The following is a 15,610-nucleotide window of genomic DNA, read 5'->3' as shown; positions in this document are numbered from 1 at the left end:
TCATGAAGGGATCTGGATAGTGAAGGAATCGACCGCAGCGGCACTCGTGATCGTGGCCCGCGTCGTGGCGGTGCTCGTCTGCGTCGTCCTCGTCGTGGTCGCGCGGACCCACGTCGGCTGGCCGAGCCTGCTGCTCATGCTCGTCGGGCTCGCCGGACTCATCGCCGTGCTCTGGAGCTACAACCGGCGGTTCCGGTGAGCGGAGCAGCGGCCGGGAGTCCCGGAGCGGCCGCCACGAGTGCCGTCACCCCACTGGATCCCGCGTTGGCGGCGATGGTCGCAGTGCGCCCCTCTCAGCGGCAGTTGGCGTGGCAGGCGATGGAGTTCACCGCGTTCGTCCACTTCGGCATGAACACGATGACCGACCGTGAATGGGGTGCGGGACACGAGGACCCGGCGCTCTTCGATCCCGAGGACGTCGACACGGACCAGTGGATGGCAGCGGTCGCGAGCGCCGGCATGACCGGGGTGATCCTGACCGCCAAGCACCACGACGGCTTCTGTCTCTGGCCGAGCGCCGTGACCCGCCACTCCGTGGCCGCATCGCCCTGGCGCGGGGGGCACGGCGACCTGGTCGGCGAGGTCGCGGACGCCGCCCGGCGCCACGGTCTCCGGTTCGGCGTCTACCTGTCGCCGTGGGACCGGACCGAGGCGTCCTACGGTTCGGGCCGCGCGTACGACGACTTCTACGTGGCCCAGCTCACGGAGCTGCTCACCGGGTACGGCGACGTGTTCTCGGTGTGGTTCGACGGTGCCAACGGCGAGGGACCGAACGGTCGACGCCAGGTGTACGACTGGGACCGGTACTACGCCGTCATCCGCGAACTCCAACCGGGCGCGGTCATCAACGTCTGCGGCCCGGACGTCCGCTGGTGTGGGAACGAGGCCGGGCACACCCGCGCCGACGAGTGGAGCGTCGTGCCGCGTGCGCTGCAGGACGCCGAGCGCATCGCCGAACGATCCCAGCAGGTCGACGACGGCACCTTCACCACGCTGGTGCGGAGCGACGAGGAGGATCTGGGCAGCCGAGCCGCCCTCGCCGGGCACGAGGACGACCTGGTCTGGTACCCGGCCGAGGTGAACACGTCGATCCGCCCCGGTTGGTTCCACCACCCGGCCGAGGACGACGCGGTCCGCAGCGTCGACGAGCTGTTCGCGATCCACCGGTCGGCGGTGGGCGGCAACGCGGGGTTCCTGCTGAACGTCCCGCCCACACGAGCCGGTCGGATCGCGGAGCCCGACGTCGCGGTGCTCGCCGAGCTCGGCGAACGGATCGCGGACCAGCGTCGGCGCGTCGTCGAGGCGGACGTCGAGCCGTCGAGCGGTGTGGTCCGAACTGGCGGCGATGGCTGGCCGCGCCCCGACATCGGCTCGCCCGCGGGTCCGGCGCTCGACCTCGCCAACGGCACCGGTCGGTGGGAGCCCGAGCCGGGCGATGCGTCGCCGCACCTCACCCTGCGACTGGCCGAGCCGACGGTCGTCGAGGCCGTCGTCATCAAGGAGGAGATCGCCGTCGGGCAACGCATCGAGCGCGCTGTCGTGACGGCGGCCCTTCGGGGTGCACTCGTCCTGCGCGCTGAGTTCGGTGCGGTCGGCTACCAGCGCATCGTCCCGCTCGCCCCCGAACTCGTCGACACCGTGACGATCGAGATCCGGCTCTCCCGCGCCGTCCCGGTGATCGCGGGCGTCGCAGTGGTCAGGGCGGCGGTGACACCCGGCGGATGAGCGGGGGGCGTGTGCCCGCGAGGGTGGTGGTCCGGCGCCCCGGGTCCTGAGGCGGCTGGCAGGCAGCGCGGAGTGCGATGAGCAGGAGTTCCAAGCCCGAGGAGATGCATCGTGCCCCTGAATCCAGCTGTCGCGAACCGCTCGACCGGTGTCGTGCCTCCCGGCCGGCCCGGCGGGTTCGAACTCGCCCTGCTCGACCGCGGCGCCGACGTCCTGCAGACCACCGCACCGTTGGCTCGGTTCGACGTCTACGTCGTCGGCTTCCACTGCGTCAAGGGGGAGCCGGACCTGCAGATGGAGGCGCACCATTTCTGCAAGGTGGTGAACGCGGACATGCTCCAGTGCGTCCTCTTCGACGGCAACACGCGCGACGCGAACCTGATCGGCATCGAGTACATCGTCTCCGAGGCGTTGTACGGAACGCTCCCCGAGGAGGAACGGGCCGCGTGGCACCCGCACAACCACGAGGTGTTCTCCGGGGAACTCGTCGCGCCCGGACTGCCGGTCGCCATCGAGACGGAGCTGATGGGGCACCTCGTGAACTCGTACGGCAAGACCTGGCACACCTGGCACAGCACGGCGATGGGGGAGCACCCGGCGCAGCCGTTGCCCCTCGGCGACCCGATGCTCATGTGGTCGTTCAACCGCGAGGGCGAGGTCGACGAGGCCCTGCGTCGGGACCGCAACGCCGCGATGCACACGGACCCCGAGCCGCGGAAGGCGTCCCGGGCGAAGTACCTCGACCGGGCGCATCCGCAGCAGGGAGTCGGGACGATGCGCGACGCCTTCAGCGGGACGAGTCCGACTCCCGGCGTGGTCGACGCGCAGGACGGGCGCCCCTGACCCGCTGGCCGCGACCTGCGCGCGCAGTGCGACCCTGAGGCTCCGGAACGGTGTCCGCCCTTGTGCGGACCTGCCCCCCGTTCGTGGGGGACGATCCGTGCGGAATGCTTTACTCCACCCGTTCCCCGGGTCCAGCATGACGCCATCCAGTTGATAGCGACGTCACTGCGATCGGGGTTCGACCGTGGCGTGCGCCGCTGCGATCGAAGGGGAACCCTTGTCGAAATTCCGTCGACCTCCAGCAGTGTTGCTGGGGGTCTCCGTCGCGGCGCTCGCCGCAGCGGCCCTCGTGCCGTCCGGCGTCGCGCAAGCGGCGCCCACATACGTCAGCGACCCCGCGTCCCTGGTGGACCCGATCATCGGGACATCCGGCGCGGTGGACGATTTCCCCGGGGCCGACGTGCCCTTCGGGATGGTCCAGTGGAGCCCGGACACGCCGTCCCGGCCAGCTGGCGGCGGCTACGAGTACAACGACTCGTCGGTGACCGGCTTCAGCCTGACGCACATCTCCGGTCCCGGGTGCGCCGCGTCGGGTGACATCCCGATCCTGCCGACGAGCGGCTCGGTCGGTGCATCGCCGGACGCCGCGACGCTCCCGCTGGACCACGCCGCGGAGACCGCGCACGCGGGCTCCTACGAGCTGACCGCGGGTGGGATCACGAGCGAGCTCACCTCGACGCTCCGCACGGGAGCGGGCCGGTTCACGTTCCCCAAGGACGCGCAGGCGAACCTCCTCCTCAAGCTGTCCGACAGCGCAGCGGGTTCCTCGGCGACCAGCTTCCGTGTCGTCGGACCGAAGGAGATCCAGGGATCGGTGACGAGCGGGGACTTCTGCGGGGCGACCGACAAGTACACGCTCTACTTCGACATGACCTTCGACCACGCCATCACCGGCTACGGGACCTACCAGGACTCGACGGTGGACGCTGGCGCGAAGCAGGCCACGGTCACCCGGAACCTCGCGCCGCGCAGCGCCTCGGGCAAGGCGGGCACCCTGCAGCCGCGCTCGTCCACCGGGCAGCGGCAGACCGTGCCGAACGTGACCGGCAAGGCCTCGCCCGGCGCGACCGGCGGGGCGGGCGCCACCGCGACCTCCCCGCAGACCAGGTCGCGTGCGGCCGCGCCGCCGGTCGAGGGAGCCGACGGCGCGTACGTCAGCTTCGACACGTCGTCGAAGGCGACCGTGCAGACGAACGTCGGCATCTCCTACGTGAGCACGGCGAACGCCAAGAAGAACCGCACGACCGAGAACGGCACGTTCGCGTTCGACCACGTCGAGAGCGCCGCGACGGCGTCCTGGAACGCGATCTTCTCGAAGATCCAGGTCGGGGGCGGCGACACCGCGGCGCAGAAGACGTTCTACACCGCGATGTACCACGCGCTGCTGCACCCGAACGTCTTCAGTGATGTGAACGGGCAGTACGCCGGCTTCGACGGGCAGGTCCACACCGCTGCGAAGGGACACATCGAATACGCCAACTACTCCGGCTGGGACATCTACCGCAGCCAGGTCCAGCTCGCCGCCACCGTCGCACCGCAGCAGACGAGCGACTCCGTCCGGTCGATGCTCAACCAGTACGACCAGACGGGACAGCTGCCGAAGTGGGCGCTGAACAACGGGGAGTCGTACGTCATGGTCGGGGACCCGGCGGACGCGATCATCGCCGACGCATACGCGTTCGGGGCCCGCGACTTCGACACCTCGGCCGCGCTCGCCGCCATGCAGCGTGAGGCGAACGAGCCGAACGACGTGCGTCCCGCCCTGTCGGCGTACGAGGACGACGGCTACATCCCCATCGACGGCTCCTACGGCTGCTGCAACTTCTACGGCGCCGTCTCGACGCAGCAGGAGTACAACACGGCCGACCACGCCATCGCGTCCTTCGCGACCGCCATCGGCAAGGGGAGCGTCGCGCACCAGTACCAGGAGCGCGCGAACAACTGGCAGAACGTCTTCAACCCGGCCTCGGGGTACCTGCAGCCGAAGAACACGAACGGCGTGTTCACGGCCGGGTTCTCCCCGACCTCGTCCCAGGGCTTCGTCGAGGGGTCCGCGGCGCAGTACACGCCGATGGAGCCGTTCGACATCGCGGGGCTGATCGCGGCGGACGGCGGGAAGAAGGCCTGGAACGCCAAGCTCGACGCGCTGACCTCGACGATCAAGAACCCGACCAGCGCGAACGCCGACTTCGGGAACGAGCCGAGCATCGAGATCCCGTGGGAGTACGACTACACGGGCGAGCCGTGGAAGACCCAGTCGACGGTGCGGAGCATCCAGCAGCAGATCTTCACGAACCAGCCCGCGGGGATCGCCGGCAACGACGACCTCGGCACGATGAGCGCCTGGTACGTCTGGTCGGCGCTCGGCTTCTTCCCGGAGACCCCGGGGACCACCGACCTGGCGCTCGGCAGCCCGGTGTTCGCGAACGTCGCGATCCACCTGCCGTCGGGAGGGACGCTGACGGAGTCGGCGCCGGCTGCGTCCACCACGAACCAGTACGTCCAGAGCATGACGTCGAACGGCGCGAGCTGGTCGCACGCGTACCTGGACCCGTCGCTGATCACGAAGGGGGGTTCGGTGACCTTCGCACTCGGAGCGAAGCCGAACACGTCCTTCGCCGCGGCGGCCGGTGACGCGCCGCCGTCCGACACCACGGGGCTGGCGTCCGCGCTCGGCTCCACGGACCAGAGCGTCGTCGTGACGGCGCCCGGGACCGCGGCGACGGTGCACCTCGGCGTCCGCAACCTGACCGCGAAGAAGCAGACCGTCTCGTGGTCGGCCGCGCCCGCGGGGTCCTCGGGCACCTCCGCCGGGACGTCCGCCGGTCCGGCCTCGGGATCGCTCGTCCTCGCGGCGAACGGCACGGGCACCGCGACCGTCGGCATCACCGCGCCGACGACCGAGGGCCGGTACACGCAGACGTTCACCTTCCGCGACCAGGCGGGCAACCGCCTGCCGAACGTCACGGTCGAGGTGGACGTGGCGAAGCCGGGCGAACTGTGGCCGTTCTACGACGACGCGGGCATCGCGCAGGACGGGCTGAGCCTGTCCTCGACCTACGACGGCGAGGGATGGTCGTACTCGGCGCAGGCGCTCGCGGCGGCCGGGCTCACGCTCGGTGGCACGGTGCAGTCCGACGGGCTCACCTACACGCTGCCGGACACCACGCCGGGTGACTTCGACAACATCCAGGCCGGCGGACAGACGGTTCCCCTCCAGGGCGCCGCGGGTGCGACCCGCCTCGGCATCCTCGGGAGCGCCACGAACGGCGACCCCGACTCGACCGGGACGTTCACCGTCCACTACACGGACGGAACGACCTCGACGCTGACCCTCGGGTTCAGCGACTGGACGCTCAACGCCGGCTCCTCGCAGCCCACGGCGGGCGAACAGGTCGTGGCCGACTCCGCGTACCGCGACACCTCGAGCGGTGGTCGTGACCCGGTGCACGCGTACCTGTTCACGACGAGCGGTGCGCTGACGGCGGGCAAGACGGTGTCGAGCGTCACCCTCCCGGCGACGACGAACGCGGGCACGCTCCACGTGTTCGCCTTCGCGATCGGCTAGGAGGCCCGCAGCCGGCTGCCGATCGGCAGCCGGTTCGGAGGCGCGTGGCGGCCCCGGTGGACTCGGTCCACCGGGGCCGTTCGCGCTGTCATCGCGCGGAGGAGCGGCCCGCCGGCTCAGCCCGGACAGCTCGCTTCGTCGAGGTCGATGTAGAAGTCGCGGTGGCCTCGCGGGATCGGCACGACCACGTGGTTCGTCCGGTCCGCGACGAGCGGCGTGCGGACGGTGACGAGGCTGCTCGGCACGCGGTCGTCGTACTGGGTCAGACCCCAGCGCAGTTCAGCGTCGCGGCAGCTCCCGAGCGGCGTGATGTCGACGTCGAAGCACCCGGTGTTCGTCGTGCAGTCGGTCGCGGTCGAGAGGACCCGCCAGTTGCTGCGGGTCAGTTCGATCCACCCCGCCGCTGCCGCGTCGCGCGCGCCACCGGTGTGTGCGACGCGCCCGGTCCTGCCCGTCGGCGCAGACGAGGCGTGCGTGCCCGTCCTGTCGTACGACCCCGTCGCGCCGCCCGCGCTGCCCGAGGACGACGTGGCCTGGCTGACCACGCCCGCCCCGAGGAAGGCCACGGCCACGAGCGCGATCGACGCCACGACCAGCGTCCGCATCCCGAACCGGCGCACGGGCCGTCGGGGCGTGACGGGTCCGTCCCACGGTTGCGCGGTCGACTCCGCCCGTGCGACGAACTCGTCGAAGGACAACGGCACCGGGCGGGCGCGCGGCGGATCGGCAGCTGTGTTCGAGCCCTGCGTCGGGCCTCCCGGCCGGTCCGCAGCCGCGGTGCGTGGCGCGGGCGCCGGGGCGGCGGCGAGGAGGGCGTCCTTCGCATCGGTGATGCGCGCGAACTCGCGGTTCGCCGCGCGGCGCTCGACCTCGCTCGCGTCGACGAAGCGGTCCGGGTGGACGAGGCGCGCCCGCAATCGGTACGCCGCGGCGATCTCGCTGCGCGAGGCGCCCGCGGGCACGTCGAGGACGATCGCGGCGACGTCGGGTGTCATCGTCTCCTGGCGGCTCATGCGGTCGCCCGGAACTCGGCGAGGTACCGCTCGTAGGCGGCCCGGTCGGTCGCAGCCTGCGTGGCAACCGCCGTCTGGAGGACGGTCCTCCAGGCCACGCGTCGTGCGTCGACGACCTCGAAGACGCCGGTGAGGACCCGGACGAGCCCGACCAGGATGCCGATGCTGGCGAGTGCGAACGCGGTCATCGGGGTGAACGCCGCGAGGACCGTGACGGCGGTCGACACCGCGACCACGGCGCTGGCAACGGTGAGCCTCCGGACGGGCGGGCCGATGACGGGGGCAGCCGCGCGACGCCAGGCCGCGCCGTTCCGTCGCCAGAAGACCCAGCCGGGCGGGGCGCTCGGCGGGCGGCCGTTCGCGACGGGGGGCGTCCATCCCGGCGGCGGTGTCCAGCCCTGACGGCGGACCACCCAGTCGGCCGGCGGGCTCGGCCACCCCGGCGGCGCGTTGAATCGGAGCGGCACCTGCCGCAGCTCGGCGACCATCCACACCCCCGGTCCGACCGTCGTCCTGACGGTGGCCCCCACCGTACTGATGCAGACGGACGGTCGGGAGTCCCGCGAACGGGCGACCGGCGCCCGCTGACGGTCCACACGGCCCCGACGCCCGGTGACCGCGTGCCGGGCGCTGGATGGTGCCGCCGCAACCCGCTCGGTCGCCGCGTTCCACGTCACCCGTCGGCGGGCTGGGTCCCCGTCGACCCGCGGTCGGTAGCCTCGCGCGAGAACCACATCCGCCACCACGAGGAGCCCACCATGCCGAGCACCACCACGCTGTCCATCCCGGCCCGGGCACTGCTGCTCGGCGTGTTCACGGGCGCCCGGTCCGCCACGCCCCTCGCGGTCCTCGCGCTGCAGCACGATCGCCCCTCGCTCCAGGGTGCCTGGCAGCAGTGGCCCGTGTTCCGCTCGCCCGTCGGCCGAGGCGCCCTCGTCGCCTCGGCGGCCGGGGAACTCGTCGCCGACAAGCTCCCCGTCACGCCCAGTCGGCTGAAGCCCGGGGCGCTCCTCGGACGCGTCACGGCCGGTGCGATCGCCGGCCTCGTCATCGGGAGCGTGGGCGGCAGCAGTGTGTCGCGCCTCCAGACCGCGGTGCTCGGTGGCGTCGGCGCGGTGATCGGGAGCTACGCGGGCTACCTCGGCCGCACGGCCCTCGGCTGGGTCAGCGGCCTGCCGGACCCGGTCGTCGCGCTCGTCGAGGACGCGATCACGGTCACGGGGGCGACCGCGGTGGTCACCGCCGACTGACCGACGGACGGGAGGGGCGGGGCCAGCGGCTTCGCCCCTCCCGTCCGGCTCCGGTCGGCCGTGTCAGCGCGTGTGATCGCCGCCGACCGCCAGCGCCGCGACCCGCGCGACACCCGGCTCCGCTACGGTTCGCCCATGGCAGCAACGGCGCCCCCGCAGCGCACCGACCGGCGTGGCCTCGTCGCGTGGGCGCTCTGGGACTGGGGGTCGGCCGCGTTCAACGCCGTCGTCACGACGTTCGTCTTCAGCACCTACCTGGCCAGTCGCGCGTTCGTCGACCCCGCCCTCGTCGCGCACGAGCACGGTGCAGCCGGGCGGCGGGCGGTCGAGGCAGCCCTCGCCCACAACGCGACCGTGGTGTCGGTCGCGCTGACGATCGCCGGCGTCGTCGTCGCGCTCATCGCACCGGCGATCGGCCGGTTCGCCGACGCGTCCGGGCACCGGAAGCGGTCGGTGCTGCTCGCGACGATCGGCATCGTGCTGAGCATCGGGTGCATGGTGTTCGTCGCGCCAGCCCAGCCGTACCTCGTGCTCGGGGCGTCCCTCCTCGGCATCGGCACGGTCGCGTACGAGATCGCCAGCGTCGGCTACAACGCGATGCTCGGGCAGGTCGCCCCCGAGGGCCGGACCGGCCGGGTGTCCGGCATCGGCTGGGCCGCCGGGTACTTCGGGGGCATCGTGCTGCTCGTCGTCCTGCTCGTGCTGTGCATCCAGGACTTCGGCTCGCCCGACCGCGCGGGACTGCTCGGCCTGCCGTCGACCGTGGCGGGTGGGGAGTGGAGCGTCCGGGTCGCGATCGGCATCGCCGCGCTGTGGCTCGCGGCCTCGTCGGTGCCGCTGTTCGTCGTCGTGCCCGAGGCCACCCGCGGACCGGCGCGGCGCAGCGGCGTCCTCAGCGCCTACGCGGACCTCGGCCGCGACGTCGCCCGACTGTGGCGCGAGCGGCGCGACCTCCTCATGTTCCTCGTCGCCAGCGCCGTGTTCCGCGACGGCCTCGCCGCCGTGTTCACGTTCGGGGCGATCATCGCCGCGCAGGTGTTCGGGTTCTCGTCGTCCGAGGTCATCCTGTTCGCGATCGCGGCGAACGTCGTCGCGGGCATCGCCACCGTCGTGTCCGGACGGCTCGACGACCGCTTCGGCTCGCGCGCGCTCATCCTCGCCGCGCTCGTCGGACTCGTCGCGTGCGGCACGGGCGTCCTGTTCATCGGCACCGCGCAGCAGGGATTCTGGGTGCTCGGCCTCGCGCTGTGTCTGTTCGTCGGCCCGGTGCAGTCGTCGAGCCGCGCCTACCTCGCGCGCCTCGCGACCCCCGGGCGCGAGGGCGAGCTCTTCGGTCTGTACGCCACCACGGGCCGGGCGGCGAGCTTCCTGGCACCCGCGCTGTTCGGACTCGCCGTGACGATCGGCGGATCCACGCGGTTCGGCATCCTCGGCATCGTCGCGGTGCTGCTCGCCGGGCTCGTGCTCATGCTCTTCGTCCGGGTGCAGCGCGCGCAGCCGGCATCCCTCGGGCGGGCCTGAGCCGACGCCCCGGTCGGGTGGGCGGGGGCAGCACGCGTCCCCTCCTCGCCGTCGCCTGAACGGCACGTACCCCGACCCGCACCTCTCCGGCGTAGCGTCGCGCTGTCCTGAGCCACGACGACGAGGAGTCGACCGGTGTCCGATGCGTTCCGGCCCCGCAACCCGACGGGCACCGCGCTCCGTGCCGTCGCCGAGGTCGTCGGCGCGACCACGCCGACCGCCGTCCCCGACGACCTGCGCGTGACGGGCGTCGCCGTCGAGGACGGCGAGGTCCGCCCCGGGGACCTGTTCGTCGCGATGCCCGGTGCCCACACGCACGGCGTCCGGTTCGTCCCGGCCGCGTTGTCGGCGGGGGCCGTCGCGGTCCTCACCGACGCGGCGGGTGCCGAGGCGCTCGCGGCGTCGACCGTGCCGATCCTCGTCGTGCCGTCACCCCGCGCCGTGCTCGGTCGGACGGCGGCGGTCGTGTTCGGGACGTCCGCGCCGTCCGCGACGCTGTTCGGCGTCACCGGCACGAACGGCAAGACGTCGAGCGTGTACCTGCTCGACGCGGTCATGCGCCGCCTCGGGTGGCGGACCGCGCTGACCTCCACCGCCGAGCGCCACGTGGGCGACCGGATCATCGCGAGCCGGCTGACGACCCCCGAGGCGAGCGAGCTCCACGGGTTCCTCGCCGCGGCCCTGGAACACGGTGCCGACGGCATCGCCCTCGAGATCAGCGCGCAGGCCCTGTCCCGTCACCGGGTGGACGGGGTCGTCGTCGACGTCGCCGGGTTCACGAACCTCAGCCACGACCACCTCGACGAGTACGCCGACCTCGACGCGTACCTGGCGGCCAAGGCGCTCCTGTTCCGCCCCGACCGATCGCGGCGCGCGGTCGTGTCGCTCGACTCGGCCGCCGGTGCGCGCATCGCGGCGTCCGCCGAGGTCCCCCTGACGACGATCACCTCGCGCCCGGACACGGCCGCCGACTGGCACGTCACCGTCCTCGAGCAGCGCCCGGACGCCACGCGGTTCCGGCTCGACGGCCCCGGGGGAGCGACCGTCACCACCGAGGTGCCCCTGCTCGGCGTGCACATGGCGGCGAACACGGGGCTCGCGATCGTCATGCTCGCCGCCTCGGGCGTGCCGTTCCCGGACCTCGTGCGCGCGGTCGGCGCTCGGCTCGATGTCGACGTCCCCGGGCGCATGGCGGACGCGTCCGCGGCCACCGGGCCCCGGGTCTTCCTCGACTTCGCGCACACCCCCGACGCGTTCGAGAAGAGCCTCATCGCGATGCGGGCGTTCACGGCCGGGCCGCTCGTCATGGTCGTCGGCGCCGACGGGGACAAGGACCCGACCAAGCGCGCGGGCATGGGCGAGGTCGGGGCCCGGCACGCCGACGTCGTCATCGTCGCGGACCACCACCCCCGGCACGAGGACCCGGACGCCATCCGCGCGGCGATCCTCGCCGGCGCGCGCGGGGCGGGCACCGACACGACCATCCTCGAGATCCCCGATCCGCCCAGCGCGATCCGCGCCGCCCTCCGCCACGCGGGAGCGGACGGGGCCGTGTACTGGGCCGGCCCCGGGCTGACCGACTACCGCATCATCGGCGACGCGCACGTCCCCTACTCGTCGTACGAGGACGCCGGGGTGGCGCTCGCCGAGGCCGGTTGGGGCGTCGGCGTCGAGGCCTGAGGCGGCGGCGCGGCCCGCGCGGCCAGGACCGGGTCCGGGAGGCCCGGCAGCGGGTCCGGGAGGCCCGGCACCGCGTCCGACGTCGCCGACGTGCGCCGTGCCTCCCGGTCGGACCGCCGACCCTGGCAGTGCCGTCCCCCGGGCTCGCACCGGCATCCGCGTACCGTCCAGCGCGCCCCGAGAGCCGGGGATCCGCGACGCTCGTGCGCGAGGCGCGGCAGGACGTGAGGAGCACGCTCATGAAGGCAGTCGTCTGGCACGGCATCGGCGACATCCGACTCGACGAGGTCCCCGAGCCGACGATCCAGGACCCGCACGACGCGATCGTCCGCGTCACCCGGAGCGCGATCTGCGGCACCGACCTGCACTTCGTCCGCGGGACGATGGCCCCGATGCAGGAGGGCACGATCCTCGGTCACGAGGCCGTGGGCGTCGTCACGCAGGTCGGCGACGCCGTCCGCGGATTCAGCGCAGGCGACCGCGTCGTCATCAACTCCACGATCTCGTGCGGCGCCTGTCGGTACTGCCGGATGGGCAAGACGGCGCAGTGCGACGTGGCGAACCCGAACGGTCCGCAGGCCGGCACGAGTTTCTTCGGTGGCCCGGTGTCGACCGGTCCCGTGGACGGACTCCAGGCCGAGTACGTGCGCGTCCCCTGGGCGCAGAACACCATGCACGGGTTGCCCGAGAACGTGAGCGACGAGCAGGCGATCCTGCTGTCCGACATCTTCCCGACCGGGTGGTTCGGCGCCGAGCTGGCCGGTGTCAGCCGCGGTGACGTGGTCGTCGTGTTCGGCGCGGGCATCGTCGGGCAGTTCGCGATCGCCTCGGCGTTCAAGCAGGGCGCGGGTCGCGTGATCGTCGTGGACGGCCAGGAGACCCGGCTTGCCCAGGCCCTCACGCAGCACGCCGAGGTCGTCGACTTCAACCGCGAGGACCCCGTCCAGGCGGTCATGGACCTGACGAACGGGATCGGCGCGGACTGCGTCATCGACGCGGTCGGGGTCGACGCCGAGCGCCCGAAGCAGGGACCCGCCGCGGTCTCCGCCGACGAGGCCGAGCAGTTCGACGCCGAGGTCGCCTCGATCGCCCCCGACGCGCGGCCTCGGGGCGACCAGTGGAAGCCGGGCGACGGACCCTCGCAGGTCGCGCGCTGGGCGGTGCAGGTCGTCGCGAAGTACGGCCGCATCGGGATCATCGGCGTGTACTCGCCGACCGTCGACGCCTACCCGATCGGCGAGGCCATGAACAAGAACCTCACGATCCGTGCGGGGAACTGCGATCACCACTCCGTCACGCCGCCGCTCATCGACCTCGTCGCGAGCGGGCAGTTCGACCCGACGGCCCTGATCACCCAGCACGAGGCCATGACGGACGCGATCGCGGCGTACGAGGCGTTCGACCGGCGCGAGGACGGCTGGACCAAGGTGGAACTGACGCTCGTCCGCTGACCGACGGCGTGTCGGCCGGGAGGCGCGGCACCGGACCCGACGCCGGGCCCGTGTGTCGTCCCTCCCGGCCGCGAACCGGGCCAGGATGGGAGCATGACCGACCAGCCGATCGCCGTGGTCGTCCTCGCCGCCGGGCAGGGCACCCGCATGAAGTCCGCGACCCCCAAGGTGCTCCACCGGCTCGCCGGACTCCCGCTCATCGCCCACGTGCTCCGCACCGCGGAGTCCCTCGCACCGGCGCACGTGGCGGTCGTCGTCCGGCACGAGCGCGAGCGCGTCGCGGCCGAGGTCACCGAGCGCATGCCGGACGCCCTCGTCGTCGACCAGGACGACGTCCCCGGCACCGGCCGTGCCGTCGAGGTGGCGGTCGCCGCGCTCCCGGCCGACTTCGACGGCGTCGTCGTCGTGCTCAGCGCGGACGTGCCGCTGCTCGACGCGGCGAGCGTCCGGGCCCTCGTGCAACAGCACACCACCGCGGGCGACGCCGTGACCTTCGTCAGCGCGATCGCGCCCGACCCGACCGGGCTCGGACGGATCCTCCGCGACGAGCGGGGTGCGTTCACGGGGGTCGTCGAGCACAAGGACGCCACCGACGAGCAGCGCATGATCACCGAGGCGAACGCGGGCATCTACGCGTTCGACGTCGCGCAGCTCCGCGCCGTCCTGCCGTCGATCGGCACCGACAACGCGCAGGGCGAGAAGTACATCACCGACGCGCCCGCCCTCATCGCCGCCCGGGGTGGTCGCATCGACGTCCTCACCCTGTCCGACCCGTGGCTGGTCGCCGGCGTGAACGACCGCGCCCAGCTCGCCGACGCGGGGCGCGAGCTCAACGCCCGGATCGTCCGCGCGCACCAGCTCGCCGGCGTCACGATCAAGGACCCGGCGACGACGTGGATCGACCTCGACGTCACGATCGAGCCCGACGCCGAGATCCTGCCGGGCACGCAGCTCGAGGGTGCCACGGCGATCGCGACCGGCGCGGTCGTCGGGCCGGACACGACGCTCCGCGACACCGAGGTCGGGCCCGGGGCGACCGTCGTCCGGACCGACGCGACGCTCGCGGTCGTCGGAGCGGGGGCGACCGTCGGGCCGTTCGCGTACCTCCGGGCCGGGACGTACCTCGGCGACGACGGCAAGATCGGCACCTTCGTCGAGACGAAGAACGCCCGCATCGGCCGCGGCAGCAAGGTGCCGCACCTGTCGTACATCGGGGACGCCGAGGTGGGCGAGGGCTCGAACATCGGCGCGAACACGATCACCGCGAACTACGACGGCGTGCACAAGCACCGCACCGAGGTGGGCTCCCACGTCCGCACCGGCTCGCACAACGTCTTCGTCGCCCCGGTTAGGATTGGGGACGGGGCGTACACGGGAGCGGGAACGACGGTCCGGAAGGACGTCCCCGCCGGCTCGCTCGCCATCAGCTACGCCCCGCAGCGCATCACCGAGGGCTGGGTCGAGGAACATCGGCCCGGAACCCCTGCTGCCGAGGCCGCTGCGGCCGCGGGGGCACGACGCGCGTCCGCCCCATCCCCCCAGAGCGCGACCCCGCGGGTCGAGGAGTGAGCACACAGGTGTCCGGAATCAAGATGACCGGCCAGAAGCGACTCGTGCTGGTGTCGGGCCGAGCGCATCCGGAGCTCGCCGAGTCGATCGCGGACGAGCTCGGGCTCGACCTCGTCCCGACGGACGCCCGGACCTTCGCGAACGGCGAGCTCTACGCGCGGTTCGACGAGTCGGTCCGCGGCTGCGACGCCTTCGTCATCCAGTCGCACACCGCGCCGATCAACGAGTGGCTCATGGAGCAGCTCATCATCGTGGACGCGCTCAAGCGGGCCTCGGCCAAGCGCATCACGGTCGTCGCGCCGTTCTACCCGTACGCCCGTCAGGACAAGAAGGGCCGCGGGCGTGAGCCGATCTCGGCCCGCCTCGTCGCCGACCTGTTCAAGGCCGCCGGCGCCCACCGGATCATGAGCGTCGACCTGCACGCACCGCAGATCCAGGGCTTCTTCGACGGCCCGGTCGACCACCTGTTCGCCATGCCGGTGCTGCTCCAGCACTTCCGGCAGCTGCTCGACCCGTCGACGCTCACGGTCGTGTCGCCCGACATGGGCCGCGTCCGGGTCGCCGACATCTGGAGCGAGAAGCTCGGCGCGCCGCTGGCGATCATCCACAAGCGCCGCGACCCGCTCGTGCCGAACCAGGTCACCGTCCACGAGATCGTCGGCGACGTCTCGGGCCGCTGGTGCCTGCTCGTCGACGACCTCATCGACACCGGCCGGACGATCGCCAAGGCGGCCGAGGCCCTCAAGGCGAACGGGGCGGTCGGTGTCGTGGTCGCGGCCACGCACGCGGTGTTCTCCGACCCGGCGACCGAGCTGCTGCAGAGCGAGTTCATCGACCAGGTCGTCGTCACCGACACCCTCCCGCTCGCGCCCGACAAGCGCTGGGACCGTCTGACGATCCTGCCGATCGCGCCGCTCATCGCCCGCGCCATCCACGAGGTCTTCGACGACGGCTCCGTGACCTCGATGTTCGACGGCGCAGCGTAGCGGC

12 protein-coding genes are annotated in these 15,610 nt (G+C 72.6%); 10 read left to right on the top strand and 2 right to left on the bottom strand.

What is annotated here, in order from left to right; genetic code table 11:
• The first annotated feature begins 19 nt into the window (after nt 1–19).
• From DEI94_RS12510 to DEI94_RS12495, 4 genes are all read left to right on the top strand, one after another.
• Nucleotides 20–199 carry a DUF6903 family protein gene (locus DEI94_RS12510; RefSeq protein ID WP_111010970.1) on the top strand — a complete coding sequence of 60 codons (180 nt, stop codon included), beginning with the start codon at nt 20–22 and terminating at the stop codon, nt 197–199.
• The gene (locus DEI94_RS12505) at nt 196–1,725 is read left to right on the top strand and encodes an alpha-L-fucosidase (RefSeq protein ID WP_258377982.1); all 1,530 of its coding nucleotides are present in this window, start codon (nt 196–198) and stop codon (nt 1,723–1,725) included. The genes DEI94_RS12510 and DEI94_RS12505 overlap by 4 nt, the downstream gene beginning before the upstream one ends.
• A 111-nt stretch (nt 1,726–1,836) precedes the next feature.
• Nucleotides 1,837–2,568, top strand: coding sequence for an OBAP family protein (locus DEI94_RS12500; RefSeq protein ID WP_258377983.1), 732 nt, complete (start codon nt 1,837–1,839; stop codon nt 2,566–2,568).
• Between the two features lie 247 nt (nt 2,569–2,815).
• Nucleotides 2,816–6,136, top strand: coding sequence for a GH92 family glycosyl hydrolase (locus DEI94_RS12495; RefSeq protein ID WP_220038788.1), 3,321 nt, complete (start codon nt 2,816–2,818; stop codon nt 6,134–6,136).
• A gap of 116 nt (nt 6,137–6,252) precedes the next feature.
• On the opposite strand, the gene DEI94_RS12490 is transcribed toward DEI94_RS12495, so the two are convergent.
• Together DEI94_RS12490 and DEI94_RS12485 are read right to left on the bottom strand one after the other, a co-directional pair.
• Complete coding sequence (locus DEI94_RS12490) at nt 6,253–7,131, bottom strand: J domain-containing protein (RefSeq protein ID WP_111026404.1); 879 nt, start codon at nt 7,129–7,131, stop codon at nt 6,253–6,255.
• A gap of 14 nt (nt 7,132–7,145) precedes the next feature.
• Complete coding sequence (locus DEI94_RS12485) at nt 7,146–7,679, bottom strand: hypothetical protein (RefSeq protein WP_146244452.1); 534 nt, start codon at nt 7,677–7,679, stop codon at nt 7,146–7,148.
• 228 nt (nt 7,680–7,907) lie between these two features.
• Between DEI94_RS12485 and DEI94_RS12480 the strand changes: the two genes are divergently transcribed.
• The 6 genes from DEI94_RS12480 (at nt 7,908) to DEI94_RS12455 (ending at nt 15,606) form a co-directional block, all read left to right on the top strand.
• Nucleotides 7,908–8,399 (top strand): DUF4126 family protein, encoded by a 492-nt coding sequence (locus tag DEI94_RS12480; RefSeq protein WP_111026406.1) that lies wholly within the window; start codon nt 7,908–7,910, stop codon nt 8,397–8,399.
• Nucleotides 8,400–8,534: 135 nt separating this feature from the next.
• On the top strand, nt 8,535–9,920 hold the full coding sequence (locus DEI94_RS12475) for an MFS transporter (RefSeq protein ID WP_111026433.1): 1,386 nt from the start codon (nt 8,535–8,537) through the stop codon (nt 9,918–9,920).
• A gap of 135 nt (nt 9,921–10,055) precedes the next feature.
• Nucleotides 10,056–11,600 carry a Mur ligase family protein gene (locus DEI94_RS12470; protein WP_111026407.1) on the top strand — a complete coding sequence of 515 codons (1,545 nt, stop codon included), beginning with the start codon at nt 10,056–10,058 and terminating at the stop codon, nt 11,598–11,600.
• 239 nt (nt 11,601–11,839) lie between these two features.
• Complete coding sequence (locus DEI94_RS12465) at nt 11,840–13,051, top strand: zinc-dependent alcohol dehydrogenase (RefSeq protein WP_111026434.1); 1,212 nt, start codon at nt 11,840–11,842, stop codon at nt 13,049–13,051.
• A 93-nt stretch (nt 13,052–13,144) separates the two neighbouring features.
• Nucleotides 13,145–14,620, top strand: a complete 1,476-nt coding sequence (gene glmU, locus DEI94_RS12460) for a bifunctional UDP-N-acetylglucosamine diphosphorylase/glucosamine-1-phosphate N-acetyltransferase GlmU (RefSeq protein ID WP_111026408.1) — start codon at nt 13,145–13,147, stop codon at nt 14,618–14,620.
• Between the two features lie 8 nt (nt 14,621–14,628).
• On the top strand, nt 14,629–15,606 hold the full coding sequence (locus DEI94_RS12455; RefSeq protein WP_111026409.1) for a ribose-phosphate diphosphokinase: 978 nt from the start codon (nt 14,629–14,631) through the stop codon (nt 15,604–15,606).
• Nucleotides 15,607–15,610 lie beyond the last annotated feature (4 nt).

Origin of the sequence: Curtobacterium sp. MCBD17_040 (assembly GCF_003234805.2) — a bacterium.
Classification (GTDB): domain Bacteria; phylum Actinomycetota; class Actinomycetes; order Actinomycetales; family Microbacteriaceae; genus Curtobacterium.
The sequence above is the reverse complement of the archived record's forward strand: the minus strand, read 5'-3'. Positions and strand labels throughout refer to the sequence as shown.

What these genes read in the sequence shown, in the direction of transcription:
- DEI94_RS12490 (WP_111026404.1), bottom strand. Translation starts at nt 7,131, where the DNA reads ATGACACCCGACGTCGCCGCGATCGTCCTCGACGTGCCCGCGGGCGCC.
- DEI94_RS12465 (WP_111026434.1), top strand. Translation starts at nt 11,840, where the DNA reads ATGAAGGCAGTCGTCTGGCACGGCATCGGCGACATCCGACTCGACGAG.
- DEI94_RS12480 (WP_111026406.1), top strand. Translation starts at nt 7,908, where the DNA reads ATGCCGAGCACCACCACGCTGTCCATCCCGGCCCGGGCACTGCTGCTC.
- DEI94_RS12475 (WP_111026433.1), top strand. Translation starts at nt 8,535, where the DNA reads ATGGCAGCAACGGCGCCCCCGCAGCGCACCGACCGGCGTGGCCTCGTC.
- glmU (WP_111026408.1), top strand. Translation starts at nt 13,145, where the DNA reads ATGACCGACCAGCCGATCGCCGTGGTCGTCCTCGCCGCCGGGCAGGGC.